The sequence below is a fragment of the Mycobacterium sp. IDUB_5 genome, assembly GCF_055419565.1.
On sequence record NZ_JBVAXX010000009.1, the window covers coordinates 1 to 25622 of the forward strand.

Annotated in this window: 25 protein-coding genes; 11 read left to right on the forward strand and 14 right to left on the reverse strand. The window is 67.0% G+C overall.

Annotated features, from left to right (window positions below; translation table 11 throughout):
• On the forward strand, nt 1–1140 hold a 1140-nt coding region (locus ACZY1G_RS25860), incomplete at its 5' end, for a thioesterase domain-containing protein (protein ID WP_463823988.1).
• Nucleotides 1141–1190: 50 nt separating this feature from the next.
• Here the strand turns inward: ACZY1G_RS25860 and ACZY1G_RS25865 are convergent.
• Complete coding sequence (locus ACZY1G_RS25865; protein ID WP_463818064.1) at nt 1191–2180, reverse strand: iron-siderophore ABC transporter substrate-binding protein; 990 nt, start codon at nt 2178–2180, stop codon at nt 1191–1193.
• A 215-nt stretch (nt 2181–2395) separates the two neighbouring features.
• On the opposite strand from ACZY1G_RS25865, the gene panD reads away from it, so the two are divergent.
• Together panD and ACZY1G_RS25875 are read left to right on the forward strand one after the other, a co-directional pair.
• Nucleotides 2396–2803, forward strand: coding sequence for an aspartate 1-decarboxylase (gene panD / locus ACZY1G_RS25870; protein WP_463818065.1), 408 nt, complete (start codon nt 2396–2398; stop codon nt 2801–2803).
• Nucleotides 2803–4110 (forward strand): lysine N(6)-hydroxylase/L-ornithine N(5)-oxygenase family protein, encoded by a 1308-nt coding sequence (locus ACZY1G_RS25875; RefSeq protein ID WP_463823990.1) that lies wholly within the window; start codon nt 2803–2805, stop codon nt 4108–4110. Before panD ends, ACZY1G_RS25875 begins: the two co-directional genes overlap by 1 nt.
• Here the strand turns inward: ACZY1G_RS25875 and ACZY1G_RS25880 are convergent.
• Nucleotides 4107–4586: a TspO/MBR family protein gene (locus tag ACZY1G_RS25880; RefSeq protein WP_463823991.1), complete on the reverse strand. Its 480-nt coding sequence runs from the start codon at nt 4584–4586 to the stop codon at nt 4107–4109. The two genes, ACZY1G_RS25875 and ACZY1G_RS25880, sit on opposite strands and share 4 nt — an antisense overlap.
• 60 nt (nt 4587–4646) lie before the next feature.
• Nucleotides 4647–6056, reverse strand: coding sequence for a purine-cytosine permease family protein (locus ACZY1G_RS25885; protein WP_463823992.1), 1410 nt, complete (start codon nt 6054–6056; stop codon nt 4647–4649).
• A 111-nt stretch (nt 6057–6167) separates the two neighbouring features.
• Here ACZY1G_RS25885 and ACZY1G_RS25890 point away from each other — a divergent pair, with 111 nt between their 5' ends.
• Nucleotides 6168–7598 (forward strand): MFS transporter, encoded by a 1431-nt coding sequence (locus ACZY1G_RS25890; protein ID WP_463823993.1) that lies wholly within the window; start codon nt 6168–6170, stop codon nt 7596–7598.
• Nucleotides 7599–7617: 19 nt separating this feature from the next.
• On the opposite strand, the gene ACZY1G_RS25895 is transcribed toward ACZY1G_RS25890, so the two are convergent.
• Nucleotides 7618–8058: a type II toxin-antitoxin system Rv0910 family toxin gene (locus ACZY1G_RS25895; protein WP_463818070.1), complete on the reverse strand. Its 441-nt coding sequence runs from the start codon at nt 8056–8058 to the stop codon at nt 7618–7620.
• Between the two features lie 369 nt (nt 8059–8427).
• Here ACZY1G_RS25895 and ACZY1G_RS25900 point away from each other — a divergent pair, with 369 nt between their 5' ends.
• The 4 genes from ACZY1G_RS25900 to ACZY1G_RS25915 all read left to right on the forward strand — a co-directional run bounded on the left by ACZY1G_RS25900 (nt 8428) and on the right by ACZY1G_RS25915 (nt 12539).
• Nucleotides 8428–9549, forward strand: a complete 1122-nt coding sequence (locus tag ACZY1G_RS25900; protein ID WP_463818071.1) for an ABC transporter ATP-binding protein — start codon at nt 8428–8430, stop codon at nt 9547–9549.
• A 71-nt stretch (nt 9550–9620) separates the two neighbouring features.
• Nucleotides 9621–10805: a polyamine ABC transporter substrate-binding protein gene (locus ACZY1G_RS25905; RefSeq protein ID WP_463818072.1), complete on the forward strand. Its 1185-nt coding sequence runs from the start codon at nt 9621–9623 to the stop codon at nt 10803–10805.
• Nucleotides 10806–10809: 4 nt separating this feature from the next.
• Nucleotides 10810–11685, forward strand: a complete 876-nt coding sequence (locus ACZY1G_RS25910) for an ABC transporter permease (protein WP_463818073.1) — start codon at nt 10810–10812, stop codon at nt 11683–11685.
• On the forward strand, nt 11682–12539 hold the full coding sequence (locus ACZY1G_RS25915; protein ID WP_463818074.1) for an ABC transporter permease: 858 nt from the start codon (nt 11682–11684) through the stop codon (nt 12537–12539). The genes ACZY1G_RS25910 and ACZY1G_RS25915 overlap by 4 nt, the downstream gene beginning before the upstream one ends.
• Before the next feature lie 2 nt (nt 12540–12541).
• Here ACZY1G_RS25915 and ACZY1G_RS25920 read toward each other — a convergent pair whose 3' ends face one another.
• Entirely contained in the window at nt 12542–12898 is a 357-nt protein-coding gene (locus tag ACZY1G_RS25920) for a hypothetical protein (RefSeq protein WP_463823994.1), read from the reverse strand.
• A gap of 18 nt (nt 12899–12916) precedes the next feature.
• Complete coding sequence (locus tag ACZY1G_RS25925; RefSeq protein WP_463818076.1) at nt 12917–13783, reverse strand: EamA family transporter; 867 nt, start codon at nt 13781–13783, stop codon at nt 12917–12919.
• 174 nt (nt 13784–13957) lie between these two features.
• Between ACZY1G_RS25925 and ACZY1G_RS25930 the strand changes: the two genes are divergently transcribed.
• Both ACZY1G_RS25930 and ACZY1G_RS25935 read left to right on the forward strand, forming a co-directional pair.
• The gene (locus ACZY1G_RS25930; RefSeq protein ID WP_463823995.1) at nt 13958–15208 is read left to right on the forward strand and encodes an HNH endonuclease signature motif containing protein; all 1251 of its coding nucleotides are present in this window, start codon (nt 13958–13960) and stop codon (nt 15206–15208) included.
• A gap of 76 nt (nt 15209–15284) precedes the next feature.
• Nucleotides 15285–15656 (forward strand): DUF1330 domain-containing protein, encoded by a 372-nt coding sequence (locus ACZY1G_RS25935; protein WP_463818078.1) that lies wholly within the window; start codon nt 15285–15287, stop codon nt 15654–15656.
• A gap of 308 nt (nt 15657–15964) precedes the next feature.
• On the opposite strand, the gene ACZY1G_RS25940 is transcribed toward ACZY1G_RS25935, so the two are convergent.
• Both ACZY1G_RS25940 and ACZY1G_RS25945 read right to left on the reverse strand, forming a co-directional pair.
• Nucleotides 15965–17392 (reverse strand): MFS transporter, encoded by a 1428-nt coding sequence (locus ACZY1G_RS25940; protein ID WP_463823996.1) that lies wholly within the window; start codon nt 17390–17392, stop codon nt 15965–15967.
• Nucleotides 17389–18630 (reverse strand): FAD-dependent monooxygenase, encoded by a 1242-nt coding sequence (locus ACZY1G_RS25945; protein WP_463823997.1) that lies wholly within the window; start codon nt 18628–18630, stop codon nt 17389–17391. Before ACZY1G_RS25945 ends, ACZY1G_RS25940 begins: the two co-directional genes overlap by 4 nt.
• Before the next feature lie 85 nt (nt 18631–18715).
• Between ACZY1G_RS25945 and ACZY1G_RS25950 the strand changes: the two genes are divergently transcribed.
• On the forward strand, nt 18716–19306 hold the full coding sequence (locus tag ACZY1G_RS25950; protein WP_463818081.1) for a TetR/AcrR family transcriptional regulator: 591 nt from the start codon (nt 18716–18718) through the stop codon (nt 19304–19306).
• A 1-nt stretch (nt 19307) separates the two neighbouring features.
• Here ACZY1G_RS25950 and ACZY1G_RS25955 read toward each other — a convergent pair whose 3' ends face one another.
• From ACZY1G_RS25955 to ACZY1G_RS25980, 6 genes are read right to left on the reverse strand one after another with little or no spacing between them, the layout of a single operon-like run.
• Nucleotides 19308–19778 (reverse strand): ribose-5-phosphate isomerase, encoded by a 471-nt coding sequence (locus tag ACZY1G_RS25955; protein WP_463823999.1) that lies wholly within the window; start codon nt 19776–19778, stop codon nt 19308–19310.
• Between the two features lie 6 nt (nt 19779–19784).
• Entirely contained in the window at nt 19785–21545 is a 1761-nt protein-coding gene (gene derK / locus ACZY1G_RS25960; protein WP_463824000.1) for a D-erythrulose 4-kinase, read from the reverse strand.
• Nucleotides 21542–22669: an ABC transporter ATP-binding protein gene (locus tag ACZY1G_RS25965; RefSeq protein ID WP_463818084.1), complete on the reverse strand. Its 1128-nt coding sequence runs from the start codon at nt 22667–22669 to the stop codon at nt 21542–21544. The genes derK and ACZY1G_RS25965 overlap by 4 nt, the downstream gene beginning before the upstream one ends.
• Nucleotides 22666–23772, reverse strand: a complete 1107-nt coding sequence (locus ACZY1G_RS25970) for an ABC transporter ATP-binding protein (RefSeq protein ID WP_463818085.1) — start codon at nt 23770–23772, stop codon at nt 22666–22668. Before ACZY1G_RS25970 ends, ACZY1G_RS25965 begins: the two co-directional genes overlap by 4 nt.
• Nucleotides 23772–24653 carry a carbohydrate ABC transporter permease gene (locus ACZY1G_RS25975; protein ID WP_463818086.1) on the reverse strand — a complete coding sequence of 294 codons (882 nt, stop codon included), beginning with the start codon at nt 24651–24653 and terminating at the stop codon, nt 23772–23774. The genes ACZY1G_RS25970 and ACZY1G_RS25975 overlap by 1 nt, the downstream gene beginning before the upstream one ends.
• Before the next feature lie 2 nt (nt 24654–24655).
• A complete protein-coding gene (locus ACZY1G_RS25980) occupies nt 24656–25612 on the reverse strand; it encodes a carbohydrate ABC transporter permease (protein WP_463818087.1) in 957 nt (318 codons plus the stop codon).
• Between the last annotated feature and the right edge of the window lie 10 nt (nt 25613–25622).

Below are 25622 nucleotides of genomic sequence, written 5' to 3' on the forward strand. Positions count from 1 at the left end.
GCGGCGTTCGTCAGGGTCGACGCCTTCCCCCTCACCCCCAGCGGAAAGCTCGACCGCAAGGCCCTACCCGACCCGGTGGTCACCGGCGGCGGAGGTCGTCGCCCGCCCACTACCGAGCGGCACCGTCGACTATGCGACCTCTTCGGTGATGTGCTCGGTACGTCGGTGGACTCGATCGACGCCGACTTCTTCGAAATGGGCGGACATTCACTGCTCCTGGTGCGGCTTGCCTCGGCGTTGCGCCGGGAGTTCGCCGGTCCGGCAGAGGACCTGTCGGTCGCCGACCTGATGGTCGCCTCGAGCGTCGCGGCGGTGGATGCCCTGCTGTCGGGGCATTCCGACAGCGCCGGCGCCGGGAGCTTCGCACCGGTCCTGGCGCTGCGCGCAACGGGGACCGCAGCCCCGCTGTTCTGCCTGCCCCCGGCCAGTGGCCTGGGATGGCCCTACGCAGGGCTCAAACATGTTCTCCCGAAGGACATCCCGCTGTACGCCTTGCAGTCACCGCTGTTCTCGGGTGGCGAGTTGCCCGGCGACCTGACCACTCTGGCAGCCAGCTATGCCGACAGCATCGAGGCGATCGCTCCCACCGGGCCCCTCCGTCTACTCGGGTGGTCGTTCGGTGGCGCGGTCGCGCTGATGACCGCGCAGGCGCTCCGTCGGCGTGGTCGGCGCATCGGATTCGTCGGGATGCTGGACTCCTACCCCGAAGTCACCGAGGCGGGCCGCACACTGGATCGGGATGCGGTCCTGACCCGTGTACTCGCCGAGATGGGTTTCCCGGTCCACCCGGAGGACAGGATCACCGTCGAGCAGGCCATCGACCTCATGAAGTCCCAGGGCGACGCGATCACGGTGCTCGACGACCAGCACGTCGCGGCGGCGATAGAGAACTACATTGCCGCAGAACACTTCACGGCAGACGCCGACTACGGCCGCTACGACGGCGACGTGTTCTTCGTCGACGCGGCCGAGGAGGTGGATCAATGGGGAACGGCATCACCGGCCTGGCGGCCGCACGTCGGCGGCGAACTGACCGCGGTGCCGGTCCCGTTCCGACACTCCGACCTCCTCGACATCGCAGCCCTCGACGAGTACGGCCCGGCGCTGGTCGCGATGCTGACGCGCGAGGACGGGTCCTGACACGACAAACCCCGCCGGCAGTGCGCCGGCGGGGTCTGTCGAGGCTGCGGTCAGGCGTTGGCGAGGTCGGCGACCGGCCGACCCGCAAGAGCATTGGCCAACTGCGGGGTGAGCACGTCGAGGGCGTACATCAGCGCCTGGGGGCCGCTGTAGGTCAGCGCACCGCTGAGGTTCGACTCGAATGTGGTGTACAGCGTCCGTCCGTCACGGACCACACCCAGCCGGGAGAATGCAGGCGAGGACATCATCTGCTCCTGCGTGGCACCGTTGACGAACAACACGTCGCGATCGAGCAGGTCGAGCCGTTCCTCGCTGACATCACCGTGGACGTCCTGGGTCTTGAAGCCCAGCGCGGTGAACAGCGAACGGCGAGGGTCGTTCTCGGGCAGCAGATAGTGCCCGCCGTTTTCCGGGCCGAAGTCCACGACGAGCGTCTTCCCCTCGAATTCGGGGTGCGCGGACCGCGCATCGGCGATCTTGCCCTTGACCTCCGCGACGAGCTTCTCCGCCTGGTCCTTCTTTCCGAGCGCTGTTCCGGTGGTGAGCAGCTGGACATCCCACGGCGTCTCCTCGTCGGCGTAGTCGCCGGACTGGATCACGGTCGGCGCGATCGACGACAACCTGTCATAGGTCTGGCGGTCGATCGTCTCGTAGATCGCGAAGATCACGTCCGGCTTCTGCGCGGCGATGGCTTCGAAGTCGATCGTGTCGGCACCCCAGGTGGTGACACCCTTGTCGTCGGTCGCCGCCTTGACCCAGGGGTAGCCGTTGTACTCGGTGAAGAACTCCCGCGTGCTGACGGGAATGACCCCGAAAGGCAGCACGAAGTCCTGGTCGGTCCAGCCGACGGTCACGACCCGCTTCGGGTCGGCAGGAACCTTCGTCTCGCCGAATTTGTGGGCGATCGTCACCGTCTGCGCCTGCGGCGTCTCGGTCGACGACGACCCACAGCCCACCAGCGCGGCGACGAGCAGCAACGCTGCCAGTACGGTCGCGGCGGCACGCCCTCTGCGGCGCCCTCGATGTTGCTGCTCGGTCACGCTGGTGTCCCTTTCGTTCGGTATAGTTCGCGCGAGCAGATTAGCTTAGCCTCGCATAACTTACTAGGCGCTGGTTGCGTTGCGTCTGCATGTCCGCGCACCGCTCGACATTCGGCCGCGTTGGCCGCCAACAGTTTTGGCGCCGTGTGACCGGGGACGTAGGTCTTGCAGATCAATAAACATAGGCTAGCCTTATTTTGACAACTGGAGGTGAAATGCTGCGCACAATGCTCGGAGGCAAGATCCACAGGGCGACGGTCACCCAGGCCGACCTGCACTACGTGGGTTCGATCACCATCGACGCGGATCTGATGTCCGCCGCGGGGATCATCGAAGGCGAGCAGGTGCACGTCGTCGACGTCACCTCGGGCGCACGACTGGTCACGTACGCCATCACCGGGGAGCCCGGCTCGGGCATCATCGGAATCAACGGTGCGGCAGCACATCTGATCTCACCGGGCAATCTGGTGATCATCATGTCGTTCGTCGGCGTCGCGCAGTCCGACCTGGAACGTCACCGCAGTGCGGTCGTCCACGTCGACACCGCCAACCGCATCGTCGGCCTGGGAACGGACCCGTCCGAACCCGTCCCCGGCGCGCTCGACCAGATGGCAGGAGCGTGATGACAACGTTCGACCGACCGTCGACCGAGCAGGTGCTCGACCTCGTGGGCGTCGGCTTCGGCCCGTCCAACCTCGCGCTGGCCATCGCGCTACGCGAACACAACGACACAGCGGCCGTACCGCTGACGGCTCAGTTCGTGGAGGCCAAGGCGGAGTTCGGTTGGCACACCGGCATGTTGATTCCGGGCGCGACCATGCAGATCTCGTTCCTCAAAGATCTCGCCACCCAGCGCAACCCCACCAGTGAGTTCACGTTCCTGAACTACCTCACCGACCGGGGCCGCCTGACCGAGTTCATCAACTACAAGACGTTCTTTCCGACACGCGTGGAGTTCCACGACTATCTGCGCTGGGCAGCAGACAAGGTCGCGTCCCCCGTGCATTACGGGTCACGCGTCACCGCGGTCCGCGATGCTGGCGAGTTCTTCGAGATCGAGGTGACGGGCTCCCACGCCGGGACCCTGCGGGCCCGCAACGTGGTGATCGCCGGCGGGCTCCAACCCCAACTGCCGCCCGACGTCACCCCGTCGCCGCGAAAGATCCACAACCACAACTTCCTTCACGACCTCGATCGCCTACCGACCAGACGCCACAACCGGTTCGTCGTCGTCGGTGCCGGGCAGAGCGCAGCCGAGGTCTGTGCGTATCTGCACGACATCGACTCGATCGAGGTGCACGGAGTCTTCGCCAAGTACGGCTACAGTCCCGCTGACGACAGCCCGTTCGCCAACCGCGTGTTCGATCCCGACGCTGTCGACGACTTCTACAGCGCCAGCCCGCCGGTCCGGCGCCAGCTGCTCGACTACCACCGCAGCACCAATTACTCCGCGGTCGACATGCCGCTGATCGAGGATCTGTATGCCCGCGAGTACGCCGAGCGGGTCACCGGACCACGACGGTTGTACCTCCGCGGCGCATCCAGCGTGTGCGGAACAGACGAACACGACGACGGGATCTCGGTCGACATCCGTCACCATCCGTCCGGCCGGATCGACCGAATCGATTGCGACGCAGTGATCTACGCGACCGGATTCACACCAGCCGCGCTCGGCGCGATCCTCGGGCCCCTTCACGCCGATCTGGTCTATCACGACGGGCGTCCCGCGGTCTCGCGTGACTATCGGCTCGTCACCGAGCCACCCACCGCAGGGGGGCTCTACGTCCAGGGCAACACCGAGCACACCCACGGACTGACCTCATCGCTGCTGTCGAACATCGCGATCCGCAGCGGAGAGATCCTGGCGTCGATCGGCGCCGGCCAGACGGTGTCGGCCCATCAGCGGGAAGTGGAACTGAGCCGCCCCTAGCGGTTGAGCTGCCAGATACGGGTCGACAACGCCGTCGCGAAGGCACACCACAGCGGATAGGGAGCCAGCGCCGCACCCGCGGCAGGCTGTACGGACGCGGCCCGGCGCGCCAGGTCGGTGCTGCTGACGGCCAAAGCCGCCGCTGCCACCGCGGCGGCGCCGAGCCGGCGCTGATTGAAGAAGATCCAACTCCATCCGGCGTTCAGCACCAGATTGGCCGTCAACGCTCGGGTGTAGGCGCGTGCCTCGTCATGCCGGCCCTGCTCCTCGAGGGCATCGATCGTCGAGGCCGACATCACCGCGATGTCGGTGTAGAGGATCGGCCACACGATCGGGAACGCCTGCCGCGGAGGCTGGAAGGACGGCTTCTTCAGGCGCGCGTACCAGGGCGACTGAGCGGGCCTGCTGGCCAGCCCGCCGACGACGGCAGTGGCGAGCGCTGCGCCCGAGGTCTTGGCGAGAGTGTTCGAGGGCATCGGTGACCCTTTCCGGCGGCCTTTCCGGCGGCCTTGCTGGCGGCGTTACATCCACCGACGCTACCGAAGGGCGGCACCTCGAGCGGTGACGATTCGGTAGCCGCCGTAGAGCACGGCCGCTGCCGCCGCGTTGACGAAATAGGCGATGTCGGCACCGTGCCAGGCTGTCGCGATCGGTCCGTGGATCAGGGTGGTGTTCATGAACGGCACTGCGACCACGTAGGCGAGCACGAACACGATCAGCGCCGCGGCCGCGTCGCGCCTGTTGGTGGACTCCTCGGCAGGATCGACGGTGTCGCGCCCCGCCATTCGGCGCCGCCAGTCGATCACCAGCACCACGACGAACGCCGGAATCCAGTAGCTGACGAGCAGCAGGACGTCGGTGAAGCGCTGCGCGGTGTCCGCCGCATGCAGCCACAGGATCAGAGCGAACGCGAGGACGGTGACGATCACCGCAGAGATCGGCCGGCGCACCCGGACGCCCACGGTCTGAAGGGCCAGCGACCCGCTGTAGTCGTTCATCACCCCGGACCCGATGGACGCTATCGCGATCACCAGCAGCGCCACGGCCCCCAACGCTCCCCCGCCCATCACCGCGCGCACACCTTCGGCGGTCTGCTCACCCACCAGTTCGGCCGCCGCGATTCCGATGCCCTGCACGAACGCGTAGGCCAGCAGGAGTCCCGCCGTCGTGAACGCGAACACTTTGGCCCGCGAGACATCGGCGGGCAGATAGCGACTGAAATCGGCGGCGTAGGTGGCCCACGACACCGCCAGGCTGAACGCGATCGTCACCTCGAGGACGAACGCGGCGACCAGGTCCGGGCCGGCCGCGGTGGCCGGCGCAACGATGTCATGGCCGCCGATCAACTTGACGGTGAACACGACGAACGTCACGAACAACACCACCGTCAGGACGGCCTGCAACCGGTGGATCAACTCGTAGCCGAAGACGCCGACCACGCCCTGTACCCCGAGCACGATCAGCACCGCTGCCCAGAACGGAATCCCGAGCAACACCGACAACGCCTCGCCACCGAACAGGCCGACCAGCGCATCCCATGCGATGGACGAAATCCATTGCAGCGCAGCGGGGACTACAACTGTCCCGCCAAAAGCCATCCGCGCGTTGGGCATTTGACCGGCGCCGGTGCGCGGCCCCCAGGTCGAGAGGTAACCGACGACCAGAGACCCGAGCAGAGTGCCGATCAGCATCGCGAGCATGCCCAGCCAGAATCCGAGGCCGAGCGCGATCGCCAACGTGCCGGTGAAGACTCCCGTCATGTTCACCTGGGGCGCGAACCACACCGTGAAGAGCCGGCCGGGACCGCCGTAGCGCTGATCGGTCGGAATGGGCGCGATGCCGTGCGTCTCCATCGACAGATCGCCGGCGCCCGACGGCCGATGGCCGGTGAAGACCGGCCCGGTCAGTGCGGCGGATCGGACCTGCGGCGAGCTTCCCTGAGCCATGGCCACATTCGATCACGGACGCCCCACCCGCGGCGTCCCGGGTTGCCGACCTCGCGGGAGAAGAGTCCATAATCGAACACGAATCAAGACGTGCTAACGATCGGAGGGGGCGTGGCCAACAGTGCGCCTCGTCTGCTCGTGGTCGGACTCAGTGTGGTGGTCCTCACCGTGGCGGTGTTGCAGACCGCGGTGGTGCCGGTGCTGGGGGTGATCGCCGACCAGTTGGGCGCATCCACGGTCGCGGTCAGCTGGGTCGTCACCGCCAATCTGCTCGCCGCGGCGGCGGCCACACCGCTGATCGGCCGCCTCGCCGATCTGCATCGCAAGAAGCACGTGCTTCTCACGGTGCTCGCCGTTGTCCTCGCCGGCTCGCTCCTCGCGGCGACGACGACCTCGCTGCCGCTGCTCATCCTGGCGCGCGTCCTACAGGCGGCCTCGTTCGCCCTGTATCCGATCAGCATCGCGATCCTGCGCGAGGAACTCCCCGAGCATCGCATCGGATCGGCGATGGCCGTCCTGTCGGGAACGCTGGGCTTCGGTGGTGGCGCAGGTCTGGTCGTGGTGGGTCTGCTGATGAGCGGCGACGCCGGGTATCACCGCGTGTTCTGGCTGACCACCGGCTTCAGCGTGCTCGTCCTCGCGATCGTGATCGCTGTCGTGCCCAACCGACCGCGTTCCACTGCAGGCACCATCGACTGGGTCGGTGCACTGGGCCTCGCGGTGGGCCTGTCGGCGATGCTGCTGTCCATCACGCAAGGCCATTCATGGGGGTGGGGCTCGACGCGGACAGTGGCCTGCCTGGCGGGGGGCGTGGTCGTGCTCGTGGGTTGGTGGCAGTGGGAGCGACGGGTGAGCCAGCCCCTGGTGTCGACCCGGATGCTGGCCCGGCGCTCGATGCTGCTGACCAATGTGGCCACGGTGTTCGTCGGCATGGGCCTGTACTTCGCGTTCCTCGGCTTGACGCAGTTCGTCCAGATGCCGGGCGGTCCGGACGGCTATGGATTCGACGCTACGGTGCTGCAGGCGAGCGTCGTGTACCTCTTACCCGGAGCTGTCACCGGCTTCGTGGTCGCCTTGGTCAGTGGCCGGTTCATCGATCGGTTCGGCGCGCGCCCCGTGTTGGTCGTCGCCGCGATGGCCGGCATCGTCGGGTTCGTGTTGGCAGCCTTCGTGCACTCCACGCCGTGGCAGGTGATCATCGCCAGCGTGCTGGCCAACGGCTACATCAGTCTCGGCTACGGCGCGCTGCCCGCGCTCGTCGTCGGGGACAGCGACGCCGGAGAGACGGGCGTGGCGACGGGCATGAACGCGATCGCGCGCACCGTCGGCAGCTCCACCGCTGCGGCGGTGGTCGCGGTGCTGCTGGGCCGCACCGATTCGACCGGTGTCCCGCTCGAGAGCAGCTTCGTCGTGATCTTCGCGGCGGGTGCGGTCACCGCGCTCCTCGCGATGGTGTTGATCGCCGCCTCGCGGCCCCGGACAGCGCCACCCGCGCCGGACGCCCGCTTCCAGACGCGGGCGATGAACCACGAGTGGGGGTGACCCGGCAGCTCCGGTCGGCTCAGCGCAGTTCGGCGAGGTTGCACACCGAACGTTTCACATCGCCCTTGATCACCCGGGCGACGACGTTCCCCACCGGCGTGTTGAGCAGACCGCCGGACAGATTGGCCACCACGCGAAACGACGATCCCCGCGTTCCAGCGGCGTCGTGGGGGTCGACGGTCAGACTCAGCGAGATGCTCACGCCCCCGCGTCCGTTCCCCATCAGCTCGATTGCTTTGGGCTCGTCGTAGCGCGTTACACGCCAATGGATGGTGTTGCGGAAACCTTTGACCTTGATCAGTGAGGAGACCTGGGTGTCGACCTCGATCTCGTCGGGCACCGGACTCTTCCAGCCTCCGAAGATCGTCAGCCACTCGTCAAAGCGCTTGAGGTCAGACGCCAGGGTCCATGCCCGTTCGGGGCTCAGATCCGAGCTCACGGATACATCGACTGCGGCCATGGCCCTTCACTACCCCGCGGGCTACGGGCGGTAAACGGCGACAAAGGCCGCAGCCGAGCGGCAGACTCATACAGATAACGAAGTTCGCCGGCCGCAGCGCCCCCGGTCCTGCGTGAGTGGCTCGCGTCTCTAAATCCTGAATCGCGCCGGTTCTCGCAACTGATTGCGGTTTGGGCGAAGGATTCCATTGTAAGAATGTAAATTCGTTGCGGAAACGGTTGCGAAGGGCGGCGCGATCCGCGAAGGTTTACTACGGCCACGACGGCCGACGTTCGAGGAGGATCCGCCCTGACCGGCACACACACCACCGCAGCAGACCAGACGTCAGGGTCTGCGGGACGCGACGCGACCCGCGCCAAGAGCGGCCCCGTGATCGAGATCGACCACGTGACGAAACGCTTCGGCGACTACGTCGCCGTCTCGGAGGCCGACTTCACCATCGCCCAGGGCGAGTTCTTCTCGATGCTGGGCCCCTCCGGCTGCGGCAAGACGACCACGCTGAGGATGATCGCGGGATTCGAGACGCCGACCGAGGGCGCCATCCGGCTCGAAGGTCGCGACGTGTCGAAGACGCCACCGAACAAGCGCAACGTCAACACCGTCTTCCAGCATTACGCGCTGTTCCCGCACATGACGGTGTGGGACAACGTGGCCTACGGACCGCGCAGCACGAAGAAGGACAAGCAGGAAGTTCGTAAGCGCGTCGACGAGCTCCTCGAGATCGTCCGGCTGACCGACTTCGCCGAACGCAAGCCCTCCCAGTTGTCAGGCGGACAGCAGCAGCGCGTCGCGCTCGCGCGGGCGCTGGTGAACTACCCCAGCGCGCTCTTGCTCGACGAACCACTGGGCGCCCTGGACCTCAAGCTGCGCCACGCCATGCAGTTCGAGCTGAAACGCATTCAGCGCGAAGTCGGCATCACGTTCATCTACGTCACCCACGACCAGGAAGAGGCGCTGACGATGAGTGACCGCATCGCGGTCATGAACGCCGGCAACGTCGACCAGATCGGTTCTCCGACCGAGATCTACGACCGGCCCTCGACGGTCTTCGTGGCGAGCTTCATCGGCCAGGCCAACCTCTGGGCCGGGCGGCAGACGGGCCGCGTCAATCGCGACTTCGTCGAGATCGATGTGCTCGGTTCGACGCTCAAAGCACGCCCCGGTGACACCACGATCGAACCCGGCGGCCACGCCACGCTGATGGTGCGACCCGAACGCGTTCGCGTGTCGATGGACGCCCCGACCGGCGACGTCGCCTCGGTGCGCGCCACGGTCACAGACCTGACCTTCCAGGGACCGGTGGTGCGCCTGTCGCTGGCCGCGCCCGACGAGTCCACGGTGATCGCCCATGTGGGGCCCGAGCAGGATCTGCCGATGCTGCGCCCCGGTGACGAGGTCCATGTGGGGTGGGCACCCGAGGCGTCGCTGGTGTTGCCCGGTGCCGACATCCCCACCACCGAGGACCTCGAGGAGATGCTCGACGACTCCTGATCGTCCCGCGGGCCGACCCACCCGTTTCGACCCCACCCCTTCTCTGGACCCGACGAAAGGTACGCCTCGCCATGTCCCCCGAGTTCGACCCCCGCCTGCTCGCCCGCCTCACCGCGAACCGCACGTCGCGCCGCCGATTCCTCGGCGGCAGCGCGGCTGCTGCCGCGGCTCTGGGCCTCGGCTCGACCGTGTTGGCCGCCTGCGGCGGATCCGACAGCAACACCGCCAGTTCGAGCAGCCAGGACAGCGGCCCGGCCAGTGGCACACTGCGCATTTCGAACTGGCCGCTCTACATGGCCGACGGCTTCGTCGCAGCGTTCCAGACGGCCTCGGGCATCACGGTGGATTACAAGGAAGACTTCAACGACAACGAGCAGTGGTTCGCCAAGGTCAAGGAACCGCTGTCGCGCAAGCAGGACATCGGCTGCGATCTGGCGGTGCCGACGTCGTTCATGGCGACCCGGCTGCATCAACTCGGCTGGCTCAACGACATCAGCGACGAGGGCGTGCCGAACAAGAAGAACATCCGCCCCGATCTGCTGGAAGCTAGTGTCGATCCGGGCCGTAAGTTCACCGCGCCCTACATGTCGGGACTCGTCGGGCTGGCCTACAACCGTGCGGCCACGGGCCGGGACATCACGTCCATCAACGACCTGTGGGATCCGGCGTTCAAGGGCCGGGTCAGTCTGTTCTCCGATTCGCAGGATGCACTGGGCATGATCATGCTCTCGCAGGGCAACTCGCCGGAGAACCCCACCTCCGAGAGCGTGACGAAGGCGATCGACCTGGTACGCGAGCAGAACGACAAGGGCCAGATCCGCCGCTTCACCGGCAACGACTACGCCGACGACCTCGCCGCCGGCAACATCGCTGTCGCACAAGCATATTCGGGCGATGTGGTGCAGCTGCAGGCCGACAACCCCGATCTGCAGTTCGTGGTCCCGGAGTCCGGCGCCACCACGTTCGTCGACACGATGGTGATCCCCTACACCACCCAGAACCAGAAGGCCGCCGAGGCGTGGATCAACTACGTCTACGACCGGGCGAACTACGCCAAGTTGGTCGCCTTCGTGCAGTACGTGCCGGTGCTGTCGGACATGACCGAAGAGTTGGAGAAGGTCGATCCGGCCGCCGCCAAGAACCCGCTGATCAACCCGTCGAAGGAGACGCTGGACAAGTCGAAGGGTTGGGCTCCGCTCACCGACGAGCAGACGCAGGAGTACAACACCGCCTACGCCGCCGTCACCGGCGGCTGAGCCGATGGCCGGTGTAGCCAGCAGCAGCAGGCAGCGGAGCAAGATCGCTCCCTACCTCATGGTCTTGCCCGCGCTCGTGTATCTCGCGGTGTTCTTCGTCGTGCCGTTCTTCTCCCTGGCCCGCACCTCGCTGTCCACGACCGGCGGCTCGGTGTTCATGCCGACGCTCCAATTCGGCTGGAACTTCGGTAACTTCACCGACGCGTTCGTGCTCTACAAGGACCAGATTTTCCGGTCGTTCGGCTACGCGTTCGCCGCCACGATCCTGTGTCTGCTGCTGGCGTTTCCGCTGGCGTACGTCATCGCGTTCAAGGCAGGCCGCTACAAGAACCTGCTGCTGGGTTTGGTGATCCTGCCGTTCTTCGTGACGTTCCTGATCCGCACGATCGCATGGAAGACGATCCTGGCCGACGAGGGTTGGGTGGTCAGCGCGCTGGGTGCGGTGGGTCTGCTGCCAGAGGAGGGGCGGCTGCTTTCGACCAGTTGGGCTGTGATCGGCGGCCTCACCTACAACTGGATCATCTTCATGATCCTGCCGCTCTACGTCAGCCTGGAGAAGATCGACCCGCGGCTGCTCGAGGCGTCCAAGGACCTGTACTCCTCGGCCGGGCGAAGTTTCGGCAAGGTGATTCTGCCGCTGTCGATGCCGGGCGTGCTGGCTGGCAGCATGCTCGTGTTCATTCCCGCGGTCGGCGACTTCATCAATGCCGACTACCTGGGTAGCACGCAGACCACGATGATCGGCAACGTCATCCAGAAGCAGTTCCTGGTGGTCAAGGACTATCCCGCGGCGGCCGCGCTGAGCCTTGGCCTGATGCTGCTGATCCTGGTCGGCGTGCTGCTCTACACGCGTGCGCTGGGGACGGAGGACCTGGTATGACGACCCAGGCCGGCGCAGCGGTCGCCACCGCGGCACAGCGGACGCCCACCGCGAAAAAGGTCAGGGCGCGGCGCAATTGGGGTGACCTGCTCCTGCGGATCTCGGCGGGGCTGGTGCTGCTCTACCTCTTCCTGCCGATCTTCGTGATCATCCTGTTCTCCTTCAACAAGCCGGCCGGAAAGTTCAACTACAGCTGGCAGGGCTTCACGCTGAACAACTGGGCGCACCCGTTCAAATATCCACCCCTGACCGAAGCGCTCAAGCTCAGCCTCAACGTCGCCGCGGTGTCGACGGCCGTCGCGCTGGTGCTGGGCACGCTGGTCGCGATCGCGCTGGTGCGCCAGCGCTGGCGTGGCCAAGGTGCGGTCGACACCTTCCTGGTGCTTCCGCTGACCGCGCCCGAGGTCGTGATGGGTGCGGCGCTGCTGACGCTGTTCCTCGATCTGGGCTGGGCTGCCGGGTACACCACGATCCTGCTGTCGCACATCGCTTTCGAGGTCAGCTTCATCGCGATGACTGTGCGGGCACGCGTGCGAGGCTTCGACTGGACCCTCGAAGACGCATCGCTGGATCTGGGCGCGAGCCCCGCCCGCACGTTCTTCAAGGTGACTCTGCCGCTGATCGTGCCCGGCATCGTCGCCGCGGCGATGCTGTCGTTCGCCCTGTCACTCGACGACTTCATCATCACCTACTTCGTCAGCGGCTCGACGGTGACCTATCCGCTCTACGTGAACGCCGCGGTCAAGGCCGCCGTGCCGCCGCAGATCAATGTGCTGGCCACCGCGATCCTGGTGATCAGCCTGGTTCTGCTGGCGATCGGAACTCTGTACCGCCGCAAGCGTTTCGAGGCCTGAGCTCAGCTCGCGTCGAGACACACCCGGACCGTCACGCGGCCGCGATCATCCCGCTGCGCCACCGCGTGACCGGTCCGATCGGCACCGTCGAAGTCGGTCAGAGTGATGGGACCGCCGACGCCGGTGAAGTTGCGCCACCAGGTCTTCTGGTCGGGCGCCATCACGCGGATGACGACCTCGTCACCGGAGCGCTGATAGCTGACCGGCGTCTGGAACGTCTGGTGCGAACGCCGCCCGGTGTATCGAATGACCACCATGGTGCGCCGCACCAGCGGACCGATCACCGGGGCGTGCATCACGCGAGCCGCGCCGCCGTTGACGAGGCCCACCACGGGTGAGCCGAAGATTCCTCTGCCCATGTCTGACACGGTAACCGCTCAGCCGACCTCCAGAGGCACAGGTTGGGCGCGGGCCCCCGAGCGGGCAGCGCCGGCGCCCGCGGCGACCACGAAGGCGACGCCGAACACGCCCAACGGCCCCGGCACCTGGTGCAAGATCACCAGACCGACCAGCATCGCCAATGCAGGCTCCAGGCTCATCAGCGTGCCGAAGGCCGCGGTGGTGAGGCGCCTCAGCGCCAACAGCTCGAGCGCGAACGGCACCACCGGGAGCAGGATGGCCAAGCCGAGGCCCAGCAGCAGGATGTCGGCGTCGATCCGGGGAATCACGGTCGGGCCGACGACAGCGGTGGCGAACAAAGCCGCGACCGGCATCGACACGGCGAGGCCCGCGATGCCGGCGACCTCGTCGCCCACCTTCTGGGTGAGCAGGATGTAGCCGGCCCAGCACACGGCGGAGCCGAGAGCGTAGGCGACGCCGACCTGGTCGACGGTGCCGCTCCACGGTTCGGTCAGCAGGACGACGCCGACCGCCGCCAGACCCGGCCACAGCAGCCGACCGCGGCCGTGCCCGCGAGCGACGGCGACCGCGAGCGGGCCGAGGAACTCCAGCGCGCTGGCCGTCCCGAGGGGAATGCGGGCGATAGCTGCCATGTACAGCAACGTGATTCCAGCTGTGACGACACCGAGGACGACGCACATCAGGAAGGAACGGCGCGTGAACGCCGCCCACCGCGGTCGCACGATGACGAGCAAAAGGACACCGGCCCACATGAGGCGCAGCCACGCGACCCCTTCCACGCCGATGTCGTCGATGAGCGTCACGGCGAACGCCAGGCCCAGCTGCACGCAGGCCATTGCGCCAACTGCCATCGTGGCGCCCGACCGTGCCCCTTGCGAAGTCATGTCTGCATTGAACGGGACGCCGACTGTTGCGGTCCACCTGATTCTGACGGACATACCGTTCGTATTTACCGGACGTTCAGGAGTTGTCCCCAGAGCTGTTTTCATCCCCAGGCGGACGCGGTCGGGCGGTGGGTTGGGCGGCTGGATGTCAGATGGCGCCGGCAGGTTGAAGGCATGACCCCTATCAGTTCTCTCGCGATCGACGAGCGGTTGTCGGTGCTGCATGACGAGTTGGCGGAGGTGACGGGGCAGCGCAACGCGGTCGATGCGCGGATCGTGGAGATCGCTGCGGAGATCGACCGGGATCAGTTGTGGGCGGCGGCCGGGGCCCGGTCGACGACAGACTGGCTGGCGTGGAAGGCCGGGGTGTCGCCGTCGCGGGCGCAGACCATCGCCGCAATCGCCCACCGTTACGACGAATTCCCCCGGTGCATCGCAGGATTGACGGAGGGTCGGCTGTCTGTGGACCAGGTCGGGGCGATCGCCGAACGCGGACTGCCCGGCTCCGACGATCACTTCGCGACGCTGGCCCAGTGCGCGACCGTGACTCAGCTGCGCACCGCACTGAGCATGCAACCGAAGCCCGAGCCCGCGCCCGCGTCTGAAGACCTCCATGACGACGAGGACGAGCCAGCGTCCGAGTCGGGGCCGGTCCCGTCGATCACCTCGCGCACTGATGAGCAGTACACGTACTGGCAGATCGCGCTACCCCACACGGAAAGCGCAGCGTTCGAAGCTGCTCTGGGATCCCATCGCGACGCTCTTGTGGCGGAATGGAACACCGGCGATCCGGATGAGCGGGCACCGGTGCCCAGCATGGCGGCGGCGTTCCTGCGGCTGGTCCAGATGAGTTGGGATGCCGAGGCTTCCACGCGGCCGCATGGGCAGCGCACCACCGTCGTCCTGCACGTCGACGTCGCGGACAATGTCGCGGCGCTGCATCTGGGTCCGGCGCTCACCGATGCCGAACGCCGGGAACTGATGTGCGACGCCACATGCGAGGTGTGGTTCCGCCGCGAGGGGCGGGTGATCGGCGCCAGCCGATCGACGCGCACGGTGAACCGGCGGCTCCGCCGTGCGCTGGAGCATCGCGACCGCAGCTGTGTGGTGCCCGGCTGCGGGGCCACGCGCGGGCTGCACGCTCACCACCTCGTCCACTGGGAGGACGGCGGACCCACCGAACTGTGGAATCTCGCGCTGGTCTGCCCGTACCACCACCGGGCCCATCACCGCGGCCTGATCACCATCAACGGACCCGCCGACCACCTCGTCGTCACCGACGCCGCCGGCCACACCCTCACCTCAGCCTCCCTGGCCCGACCACCCACCCAACCCCCACCGGACGTCGCACCGTGTCCCGGGCCCACCGGCGAACGCGCGAACTGGTGGTGGTACCAGCCCTACGAACCACCGCCACCTGACTGACGCGCCGATCGGCCAACCGTTGTTGTCGGTACCCCTGCCTAGTGTGCGGGTGGGGTACCGACAACGAGGAGACACCATGATCACGCTCGACACCACGGCACTGGATTCGTACATCAGCGAGGACAGCGGCGGCCCCGTGGTGATGCTGAATCTTCTTCGCTTCCGCCCTGACGGCGGCCGGGACACTTACCTCGAATACATCGCACAGTTCGAAAGCACCGGCGTGCAATCGAAGTACGGCGTCGATGTGCTCTACGTCGGCAGCGGTGGCGTCGCGCTGTCCGCAGAACCGGGCCAGGACTGGGACATGGTGGCCCTCGTGCGCTACCCCAGCCGTCAGCACTTCGTCGACATGATCAACGATCCGGAGTATCAGCGCTTCGAACACCTGCGCGCCGACGCGCTCGTCGAGGCGGTGCTCCAGGCGACGATCCCGGCCCCCGCGTAGGTGCCGTGCCAGCGTCAAGGGCGCGTTCCGGCCAGCCCGGTGTTGCAGACCGCGCAGTGCCCGTAGCGATGTCTTCCCACGTTGCGCCTGTTCGCCTCGCCCGGATCAGCCGACGATGGTCAGCAGCTTGACGACGTGCCTACGGGAAGTATCGGAGTCGGTCAGCCGTCTCCCGCAAAGCGGGGCGGGACTGTTTCGGGTGACGCTACGACGTGCCGCGAGGCGATCACCCAGCTGACCGAGTGCGGCGCTAACTCCGTTGTGCTTCAGCCGATTTCGGTCGATAAGGAACACCAGATGATCTGCGATCAGCTACTGAGTGCCTGACCGAGTCGCCGGCTACCGTCGCGGCAGGGCCGGGGCCCACGGCCGCGAGCGAGCACAGTCGCTGGCACCGCGGCGAGCGCGAGCAGCACTCCTGCGGTCGAGACGTACACGTGGACGCCCGTCGCTGTGCTGACCGGGGCACCGGAAAACGATGCATCAGGAACCCTCGTCGCTTCGAGGATCTCGGTGCCCACGATGGTCACCAGCACCGAGCCCAACGCCATCACGACGGACACCAACCCTGCGACCATAGCCTGGCTGCCTTCAGCAGCGCTGCCTGTCGCCACCGTGTACCCGGCGGCACCGATGGCGCCCGCCGCCACCCCCATCAGCGCACTGCAGACCATCGCCACCGACAGCGCCGACACACCGACCGTCATCGCACAGGTCGCCGCCGCCCCGATCGCAATGCCGCCCAGCAGCGCGACTTCGGAACCGACACGCAGGGCCAGCCACCCGGCGCCCACGCCTCCGACCGCGATCCCGAGGTTCGCAACGGCGAACAGCGCGGCGACCGCCTCCCCAGAACCGAGGCCGTACCCGAGGCCTTGCTCGGCAGGCACGTAGGCGATGACACCCATCAGCTGCAGCATGGATCGGAAGGCCCCGGCCGCCAACAGCAGAGCCGTCAGGGTGAGCACAAGACGACCGCTCACCACTTGCAGATCGATGATCGGATCAGCGATCCGCGACGAACGAAAGGACCATGCACTCATCGCAACACCGCCCGCGACCATGAGGCAGACCATCTCGCGTGACAACCAACCGGCGTCGGCGCCGAGGCTGACGCAGGCCAACAGCGCGCTCAGCCCGCCACCGAGAAGAAGCGCCCCGAGGACGTCGAGGCGACCTCCGCTTTGGATGGACGATTCCGGGACGAGCATGCGCACACCCAGTGCGGACACCGCCGCGAGCACTGCTGCGGCGACGAAAACGCTGCGAGGACCGAATGCGTCGATGATCGGTTTCATCACCACCGGCTCGACGATTCCCACCACGGACGAGGCGGAGGTTACGAAACCCACCATGACGGTCGCCACCTGCGTGGAGCACACATTCATCACAAGAGCCACCGACAGGAAGACGACGGCAAACGCGGCGCCCTGCAGAACACGGCCCATCAGAAACACCCACAGGCTCGACGCAGCGACACAGAGAAGCGCTCCCGCACAGGCTAACCCGAGAGTGAAGACCATCACCTTGCGCCTGCCGTGTAGGTCGGCGGCCCTCGCAAGCAGCGGCGACCACACGGCGCCGGCCAGCAGCGCGCTTGTGGTCAACCAGGCCGTCTCGTCGGTGTCGAAGCGATCGAGCAACTGCGGGATGATCATCATCGGCGATCCCACGACGACATCGGCCACGACATTGGCGAGGACCAGAATCACCGCCCACCCGACGATTCGGTTCATCGGCGAGCGTTGCGTGGCAATGTCTCTGACCGACGGTTCAGATCGTGGTCGCGTAGCGCCAGGCTCGTCGCGGCGGTCCGCAGGGGCCCCTGCAGAAGGCCGAGCAGTCCGAGCCGCTGCAACCACGGCACGGCGCACAGCTTCACGTTGCGACGCAGCAGCTGAGCGGGCGTTCGCACGAGGACCGTACCGTCGGTGCGCAGCGCCAGGTCCTGGTTCATCGTCACGTACTCACGCATCCGGTGCTCGTAGGCGGCGAAGGCATCCCGCGCTCTCTCGTGCGCGGACAGCTCACTGGCCAGCACGTACGCACCCGCGATCGCGATGCTCGTGCCCTGCCCGGACAGGAACGCCGGCGCGTACGCCGCATCGCCGACCAGCGCGACCCGAGCAGAGCTCCAGTGCGGCATGCGCACCTGACTGACCGTGTCGACGTAGAGATCACCGGCGTCAGCCATCGTGTCGATGACTTCGGCTGTGCGCCAACGATCGTCGGCGAATGCCTCGCGGAACGCACCCACCAATGCCGCGCCGTCGTGGCGGTCGACGGTTCCCGGCGCCGGGTGAACGAACGTCGCGAACGCCCGGCCCGGCGCACCGTCGGCAGGGCGTTCGACCAGAACCGTGCGTCCCGGATGCGAGTAGAAGTAACCGGTTCCCGGCGCGAAGGCCGCCTCAGGCAGGTCCCACACCGCCACGTACGGCCCGAGGTGACGCAGATAGCGCGCCTCGGGCCCGAAGGCGAGCGCGCGGACATTGGAATGGATACCGTCGGCGCCGATCACCACGTCGACGATCTCGGCGGGACGGCGTTCGAACGTCACCTCCACCCCGTCGTCGAACTCCCGCAGCGCGGTGATCGACTCGGAGAACACATATTCGACGCGGTCGGCGGTCGCCTGGAACAACACCTCACTGAGCTCTCCCCGGGAGATCTCGACGTCACCGTCCCCCGAGGAGCCGAGCAGATTGCCGTAATCGAGCGTGCACAACGAGTGCCCGCGCGGGCTGAGCAGGTCCACCGGCACGTGCCGGTATCGATGCTCGACCAGCCGCTCATGAAGGCCCATGCGGGTGACCACGTCGACGGCGGTACCGCGAACATCGACCGGATAACCGCTGGTGCGCAACTGGTCTGCGCGTTCGACGACCGTGACGTGCCAGCCTGCCTCGGCCAGCCAGAAGGCCAGAACAGGGCCGGCGATGCTCGCGCCGGAGATCAGAGCTTTACGTGTCATGAGAGCCCCACACATGTCGGATGAAATAAGCTACAGGAGCGTTGCTTACTCTCGACACGCTAGCTCTGTGCGTTAAGCTACGCAAGTGTCCTCTAAGGTGACAGTCACCCATCGGCGACGCGGCGCTGAACTCGAGTCCGCGATCTTGGACGCGGGCTGGGAGCAGCTGCTCGACGCCGGCTACGCGGGCTTCACGATCGAGGCGGTGGCGGCCCGGTCACAGGCCGCACGGTCTGTCGTGTACCGCCGCTGGCCGACGCGGTTGGATCTTCTCGAGGCCGTGATCCGCCGTCGCGGCGAGATCGACGTGATTCCCGTCCCGGACACCGGGACACTCCGCGGCGACGTCCTTGCGGTGCTCACCGACTTCAACGATCGCCGGGCGCGCACGATGGGGCTGTTCGCCGCCCTCCTGGGCGCCTACTACGACGAGGCAGGTGGATCGCCGGCAAAGCTACGCGCGCTGTTCGTCCCCGACGGGCCGAGCATCATGGCGCAGATCGCCGAACGCGCTGTCGCACGAGGTGAATTGGCGAGCATGCCGCCGCCCCGGATCCTCAATCTGCCCGCCGACCTACTGCGCCACGAACTGTTCATGACGATGGCCGCGGTACCGCGGGACACCATCACCGAGATCGTCGACGACGTGTTCCTGCCGCTGGTGAGCCGGCGGTGACTCAGCTGCTGGCTTGCGCCGGTTCGTACGAACAGATCGCGTCGACCTTGTCGGCCGAGGCGCTCGCCGGGTCGAATTCGTAACCCAACCAGTCCTTGGCGAGCCGGCGGGCCAGTTCGAGGCCGATCACCCGCTGCCCGAAGCACAGCACCTGGGCATTGTTCGACAGCACCGAACGCTCCACCGAGAAGCTGTCGTGCGCGGTGACCGCCCGGATACCCGGCACCTTGTTCGCGCTGATCGCCACACCCAGCCCGGTTCCGCAGACCAGCAGTGCGCGGTCGGCCTTCCCCTCGGCGATCATGCGCGCGGCGGCCACAGCGACGTGCGGGTAAGCCGTGTTCTCCTCGGCGCTCACCCCGACATCGGTGACCTCGGCGACCCGGTCGTCAGCCTGCAGATCGTTTTTGAGTGCTTCCTTGTAGTCGAAGCCGGCGTCGTCGGAGCCGACGACGATGCGGAGCCCTGCCATGACGGGTCACTTCCTTTTCGCTGTTGTGCGAGTCGAATTCAGCGTGTCCGCGACGGTGCGCAGGCACATGGCCAGCGACGTCGCGCCGGCGTCGGGGGTGCCGACGCTGCGCTCGGCCAGCGGCCGGGCCCTCCCCACCTTGGGGCGCATGTCGGCTGTGGCCTTCGCGGCCTCGGCCGCGACCTCGGCCGCCGCGCCCCACGCCTCCTGCCACGGTGTGCCGTCGGCGACCCGCCGTTCGAAGTCGTCGACGAACGGCAGCAGGGCGTCGAGCATCGTCTTGTCCCCCGGCGACGCGCCGCCGAGTGAGACCAACGCGTCGTAGCCGTCGCGCATTCCGCCGGACACCGCGTCACCGGCGGGCCGGCCGGTATCACCCAGTCGTGCGCCGAGGGCCGACAACAACGCGCCCCACAACACCCCGGACGTACCGCCGGCTTTGGCTGCCCACTCCTTGCCTGCCTCGGCGAGCACCGATCCCTGGCCACCGCCCGCATCGACCGCGCGCTGCGCTGCCGAACAGGCGGCCGAGCTGCCCTTGACCATTCCCCTGCCGTGGTCGCCGTCACCGGCGACGGCATCGATGCGACCGAGCTCGTCCTCCGCCTCGGCCAGCATGCCGGCCATCGCGGTCAAAGAACGCAGCACCACCTGCGCACCGCGGCGACCCTCGTCATCGGCGAGCTCGTCCAACGCCGGCGTCGACGAATTCGCCTGCAGCTCCTGGGCACTGCGTCGTTCTCCGGTGGTCGCAGCCGCGTCCCCGGTGGCCGGCGCGCCCTTGCGATAGGCCGGGGTGTCGGCCGGCGCGGTCCAGTACCGCTCGAGCTCGTCGTCGAGCCACATCACGGTCAGCGAGCAGCCGGCCATGTCGAGGCTGGTGACGAGCTCGCCCACCTCGGGCTCGACGATCTCGAAGCCGCGATCCCGCAGCAGCCGCGCCACCGTCCCCCACACCACGAACAACTCTTCGTATTTGGTGCGGCCCAAGCCGTTGAGGATCACCGCCAGCCGCTTGGACGTCGCGTCTGGACGATCGGCGAGCACACCGTCGACCAGCGTTTCAGCGAGCGACTCGGCGGTCGGCATCGGCTCGTCGGCCACGCCCGGCTCGCCGTGGATACCGAGGCCGACGCCCATCGTGCCCTCGGGCACTGTGAACAGGGGATGGTCGGCACCCGGCATCGTGCAGCCGTCGAACGCCACGCCCAGCGTGCGGGTCGCCGCGTTCGATGCTTCGGCGACCCGGACCACACCCGCCAGATCGAGGCCCTCCTCGGCCGCGGCGCTCGCACACTTGAACACGGTGAAATCACCGGCGATACCGCGTCTTTTCGCTTCCTCGCCCCGGGGCGCGCTCGCGACGTCGTCGGTGACGGCGAAGTACTCGGCATCGATGCCCTCACCGCGCAACTGTGTCACCGCGAGGCCGAAATTCATCACGTCTCCCGCGTAGTTGCCGGTGGTCAACAGCACGCCCGCGTCACCGTGGGCGGCACGAGCCACCGACGCGGCCTCCTCCGCCGACGGCGAGGTGAAGATGTTGCCGACCACCGCACCGTCGGCGAACCCGACACCGACCGTCCCGCAGAACGCCGGGTAGTGGCCCGACCCGCCTCCGATGACGACCGCGACCTTGCCCGGGCGGGTCTGATGGGCACGCACCACACCGCCCGGCACTCCGGCGACGTAGCGGGCATTGGCGTCCAGGAACCCGACGAGCATGTCTTCGGTGAACCGGGCGGGGTCGTTGTACAGCTTGGTCATCGCAGTCGCTCCCCGGTGTCGGCGTCGAACAGGTAGACCCGTTCTGCCGGCGCCGTCACCGCAACGTGCTGCTCGGGTTCGTGGCTCTTTTCGGCCGGGGTCTGCACCACGATACCGTCCTCGATGCCCGCCACCGTCGTGGTCGCCAGGCCGAACTCCAGTAGGTGCTCGAAGTAGGCGACGGTCGCAGCGAGGCCGTCGGTGCCCCGTTCGGCCAGCGCGCAATCCTGCGGACGGATGCCGACCGTGACCGCGGTACCGTCACTGACCGAGGTCGCCGACGTTGCCAGAGATCCTGCGCCAGAGCCGATCTCGACATGGACCCGGCCGTCGCGCACCCTCGCGACGCCGGGCAGAACGTTGATCGCGGGCTCACCGACGAAGCCGGCGACGAACAGGTTGGCCGGGTCGTCGAACACCTCGTCGGGCGTTCCGAACTGCTGCACGACGCCACCGTCCATGACGGCGAGCCGATCCGCCAGCGACAGTGCCTCCACCTGGTCGTGGGTGACCACGATCGTCGTGTAGCCGAATTCGCGCTGCAGCACCTTCAATTCGCGTCGCACGCGGTTGCGTGCGGAGGCATCGAGGTGGCTCAGCGGCTCGTCGAGCAGCAGCACCGGGGGGTTGCGTACCAGCGCGCGGGCCAGTGCCACGCGCTGCTTCTGACCGCTGGACAGGCTGGCAGGCCGCAGCGACAGCAGATCGTTCATCTCGAGCCGGTCGCAGATCGAGGCGACCATCTTCTCGGCGCCCTTGACCTTGCGGGCCTTCAGTCCGTAGAGCAGGTTGTCGCGTACCGACAGCGGCGGATACAACGCGTAGCTCTCGAAGCCCACGCCGATCCCGCGCTTGGCAGCGGGCAACTGGGAGATCTCACGCTCACCGATCTTGATCGACCCGCTGGTCACCGTTTCCAACCCGGCGATCATCCGCAGCGTGGTGGTCTTGCCGCACCCCGACGGGCCGAGCAACGCCACCAATTCCCCCGGCCGGATGTCGAGGTCGATGCCCTTGACGGCGGTCACCGCATCGCGGCCGCGTGACGAGTAGGTCTTCACCAGGTCGCGCAACGTCAGGCTCTGCGCGCCCTGCTGAGTGGAGTTGTCCGTCGCGACGCTCACTGCACTGCCTCCAGGGTCTGGTCACTGAACCGGCTGGTGTCCCCGTCGCCCGGGGCGAACACGTGCACGTCGGACTCGGCGATGCGCATCGTGATGTCGTCTCCCTCACCGACTCCGTGGCGTCCGGAGGTGAGTGCGATCAACTGCGCCCCGCCCACGTCGACGGTCAGCTCGATGTTGCGGCCGAGTCGCTCAGCGAGTTGGACGCGCCCGCGTAACGAACCCTCCCGGCTGGTCACGTGAATATCGCACGGGCGCAATCCGACTCGGACGCGGGTGCCGCGCTCGCAGTTCACGTCCGGAGGTACCGGCACGTCGAGCGAACCGTCACCCAGCCGGATGCGGCCGTCGTCGACGACACCGTCGAGCAGGTTGATCTCGGGCTGGCCGAGGGCGCGCGCGACGAACGTGTCTGCGGGCCGGCGCCAGATCTCCTCAGGTGTACCGATCTGCATGAGCCGGCCCTCGCGCATCACCGCGATGCGGTCACCCAGCGCCAGCGCCTCCTGGTAGTCGTGCGTGACATAGATCGTGGTGGTGTTCGACATCGCGCCGAGTTGCTTCAGCTCAGCCCGCATGGCCGCACGCAGTTTCGCGTCCAGATGGCTCAGCGGCTCGTCCAGCAGGTAGACATCGGCCGGACGGACCAGCACCCGACCCAGCGCCACGCGCTGGCGCTGACCGTTCGACAGTTCCCGGGGCAACCGGTTCTTCAAGTGATCGATGCCCAGCGTGGTGGTGACCTGGTCGATGCGCTTGGTGCGCTCGGCCTCCGAGTACGTGCCTGTGCGACCCGATTTCAGCGGCGACGCCAGGTTCTCGGCGACGGTCTTCTGCGGGTAGAGCGCATAGCTCTCGAACGCCATCGCCACGTTGCGGTGGTAGGGCTCCACCGCTGTCATGTCCACTCCGCCGATCGACACCGAACCCGAGTCGACGTCGACGAGTCCGGCGATCGACTTCAACGTGGTCGTCTTGCCGGCGCCGCTGGGGCCCAGGATCACGAAGAACTCGCCGTCGGCGATGTCGAGGGAGATGCCGTCGACCGCGCGGACGTCCTTGCCGTAGGTCTTGCAGATGTTGGTGATCGTAACCGTGGCCATCAGGCTTTCACCGCCCCGAATGACAGGCCCCGCACCAGGTATCGCTGGATCGTCAGTGCGAGGACGAGTGGTGGCAGCGCGGCGATCAACGCCGCGGCAGCCGTGAGGTTGTAGTACGCCTGGCCGCCGCCGCCCAGGAACTTGGTGATGGCGACGGTGACGGTGCCGGCGTTGCTGTCGGCCAGGATCAGCGGGAACACATAGTTGTTCCAGGCGAAGATGAACGCCAGCAGCGCTGCCGCCGCGATACCCGGGCGCACCATCGGAAGCGCCACCATCAGGAAGGCGCGCCGGCGCGTGTAGCCGTCGAGGAGTGCCGCCTGCTCCAGATCCGCGGGCAGATCCTGGAAGTAGGACCGCAGAATCCACACCACCAGCGGCATGGTGACCAGCTGCAGCACCCAGATCATCCCGACCTTGGTGTCGAACAGGCCGATCTGGTTGTAGATCACGAACAGCGGCACGATCACCATCAGCTCGGGGGCGAATCGGAACGACAGCATCTGGAACATCAGGTCGTTGCTGCCGCGGTACTGCCAGCGGCCCGCGGCGTAGGCGGCCGGGATGCCGATCACCAGCGACACGATCACCGCGCCACCACAATTGAGCAGGCTGGTGAGCAGCGACGCCTTGAAGTCCACGCTCGTCATCTGCGTGCCCTTGTCGGACACCACCGTCGCGAAGTTCGACCATGTCGGACTGAACGAGAAGTACGTCGTCGTCTGCTGTTCGGCGTTCTTCAAGGCCAGCATCAGCATCCAGAAGATCGGGAACAGCGAGAAGACGAACCAGATGACCAGACCGACGTCGGCGGCCACGGCGCCGATGGACCAGCGCCGCTGACCGGGTTGCAGTTCGGCTCGGGACAGGTTGAGGGCCATTATTACGACTCCGCTCCGGCAGCGCGGCGCTGCGCTTTTCCGAGCACGCTCACCAGGTAGCGCGCGGTGATGAACACGATGATCCAGAGCAGCAGCATGTAGGTGCTGCCCCGGGAGTAGTCCAGGTTGATGATCGAGTCCTCGAAGGCGCCGATCTGGAGGGTGCGGGTGGCCACGCCGGGGCCGCCCGCGGTCAGCACGAAGATGTGATCGAACACCTTGAGGTTGTCCATAAACCGGAAGATCACGGCGACCAGGATGTAGGGCCACAGCATCGGCAGCATCAGCTTGCGGAACATGAAGAACCAGCTGGCGCCGTCGACGTCGGACGCCTCGAACGGCTCCTTGGGCAGGGACCTGATGCCCGCGAGCACGAGGATCGCCACGAACGGGGTGAAGATCCACACGTCGACCAGGATCACCGAGAACAGGGCGTTGCTCGCCGACAGCCAGTCGAACGTGTTGCCCAGGCCGAGAACGTGATTGAGGATGCCGAACTGCGGGTTGAACATCAGCTTCCAGATGACGCCCGCGATCACCGGGGCGATCATCAGCGGCAGGATCAGGACTTTCTCGAAGATCTTGCCGATGATGCTGGACCGGTTGAGCAGCAGGGCCAGCCCGACGCCGAGCACCGTCTCGATCGCGGTGGCGGCGATGGCGAAGATCGCGGTGACCTTCACGCTCTGCCAGAACACCCGGTCCCCGAGGACCGAGGCGAAGTTGTCGAACCACACGAAGTGTGGATTCGGGTTCACGGCAGCGTAGTTGAGGAAGGCGTAGTACGCGCCGACGAAGAACGGGTAGAGGATGCCGATGACGATCACCAGGGCGGGGATCGACAGCAGATAGGGCCGCAACTTGCGGCGCCAGGTCGGCACCTCGGGGAGCTTGCGTGCGCCGGCCGAGGCATCGGGCCGCGGCGACGCCGCAGGCGCCTTGGATGTCTGAGTCGTCATCGATGCCAGA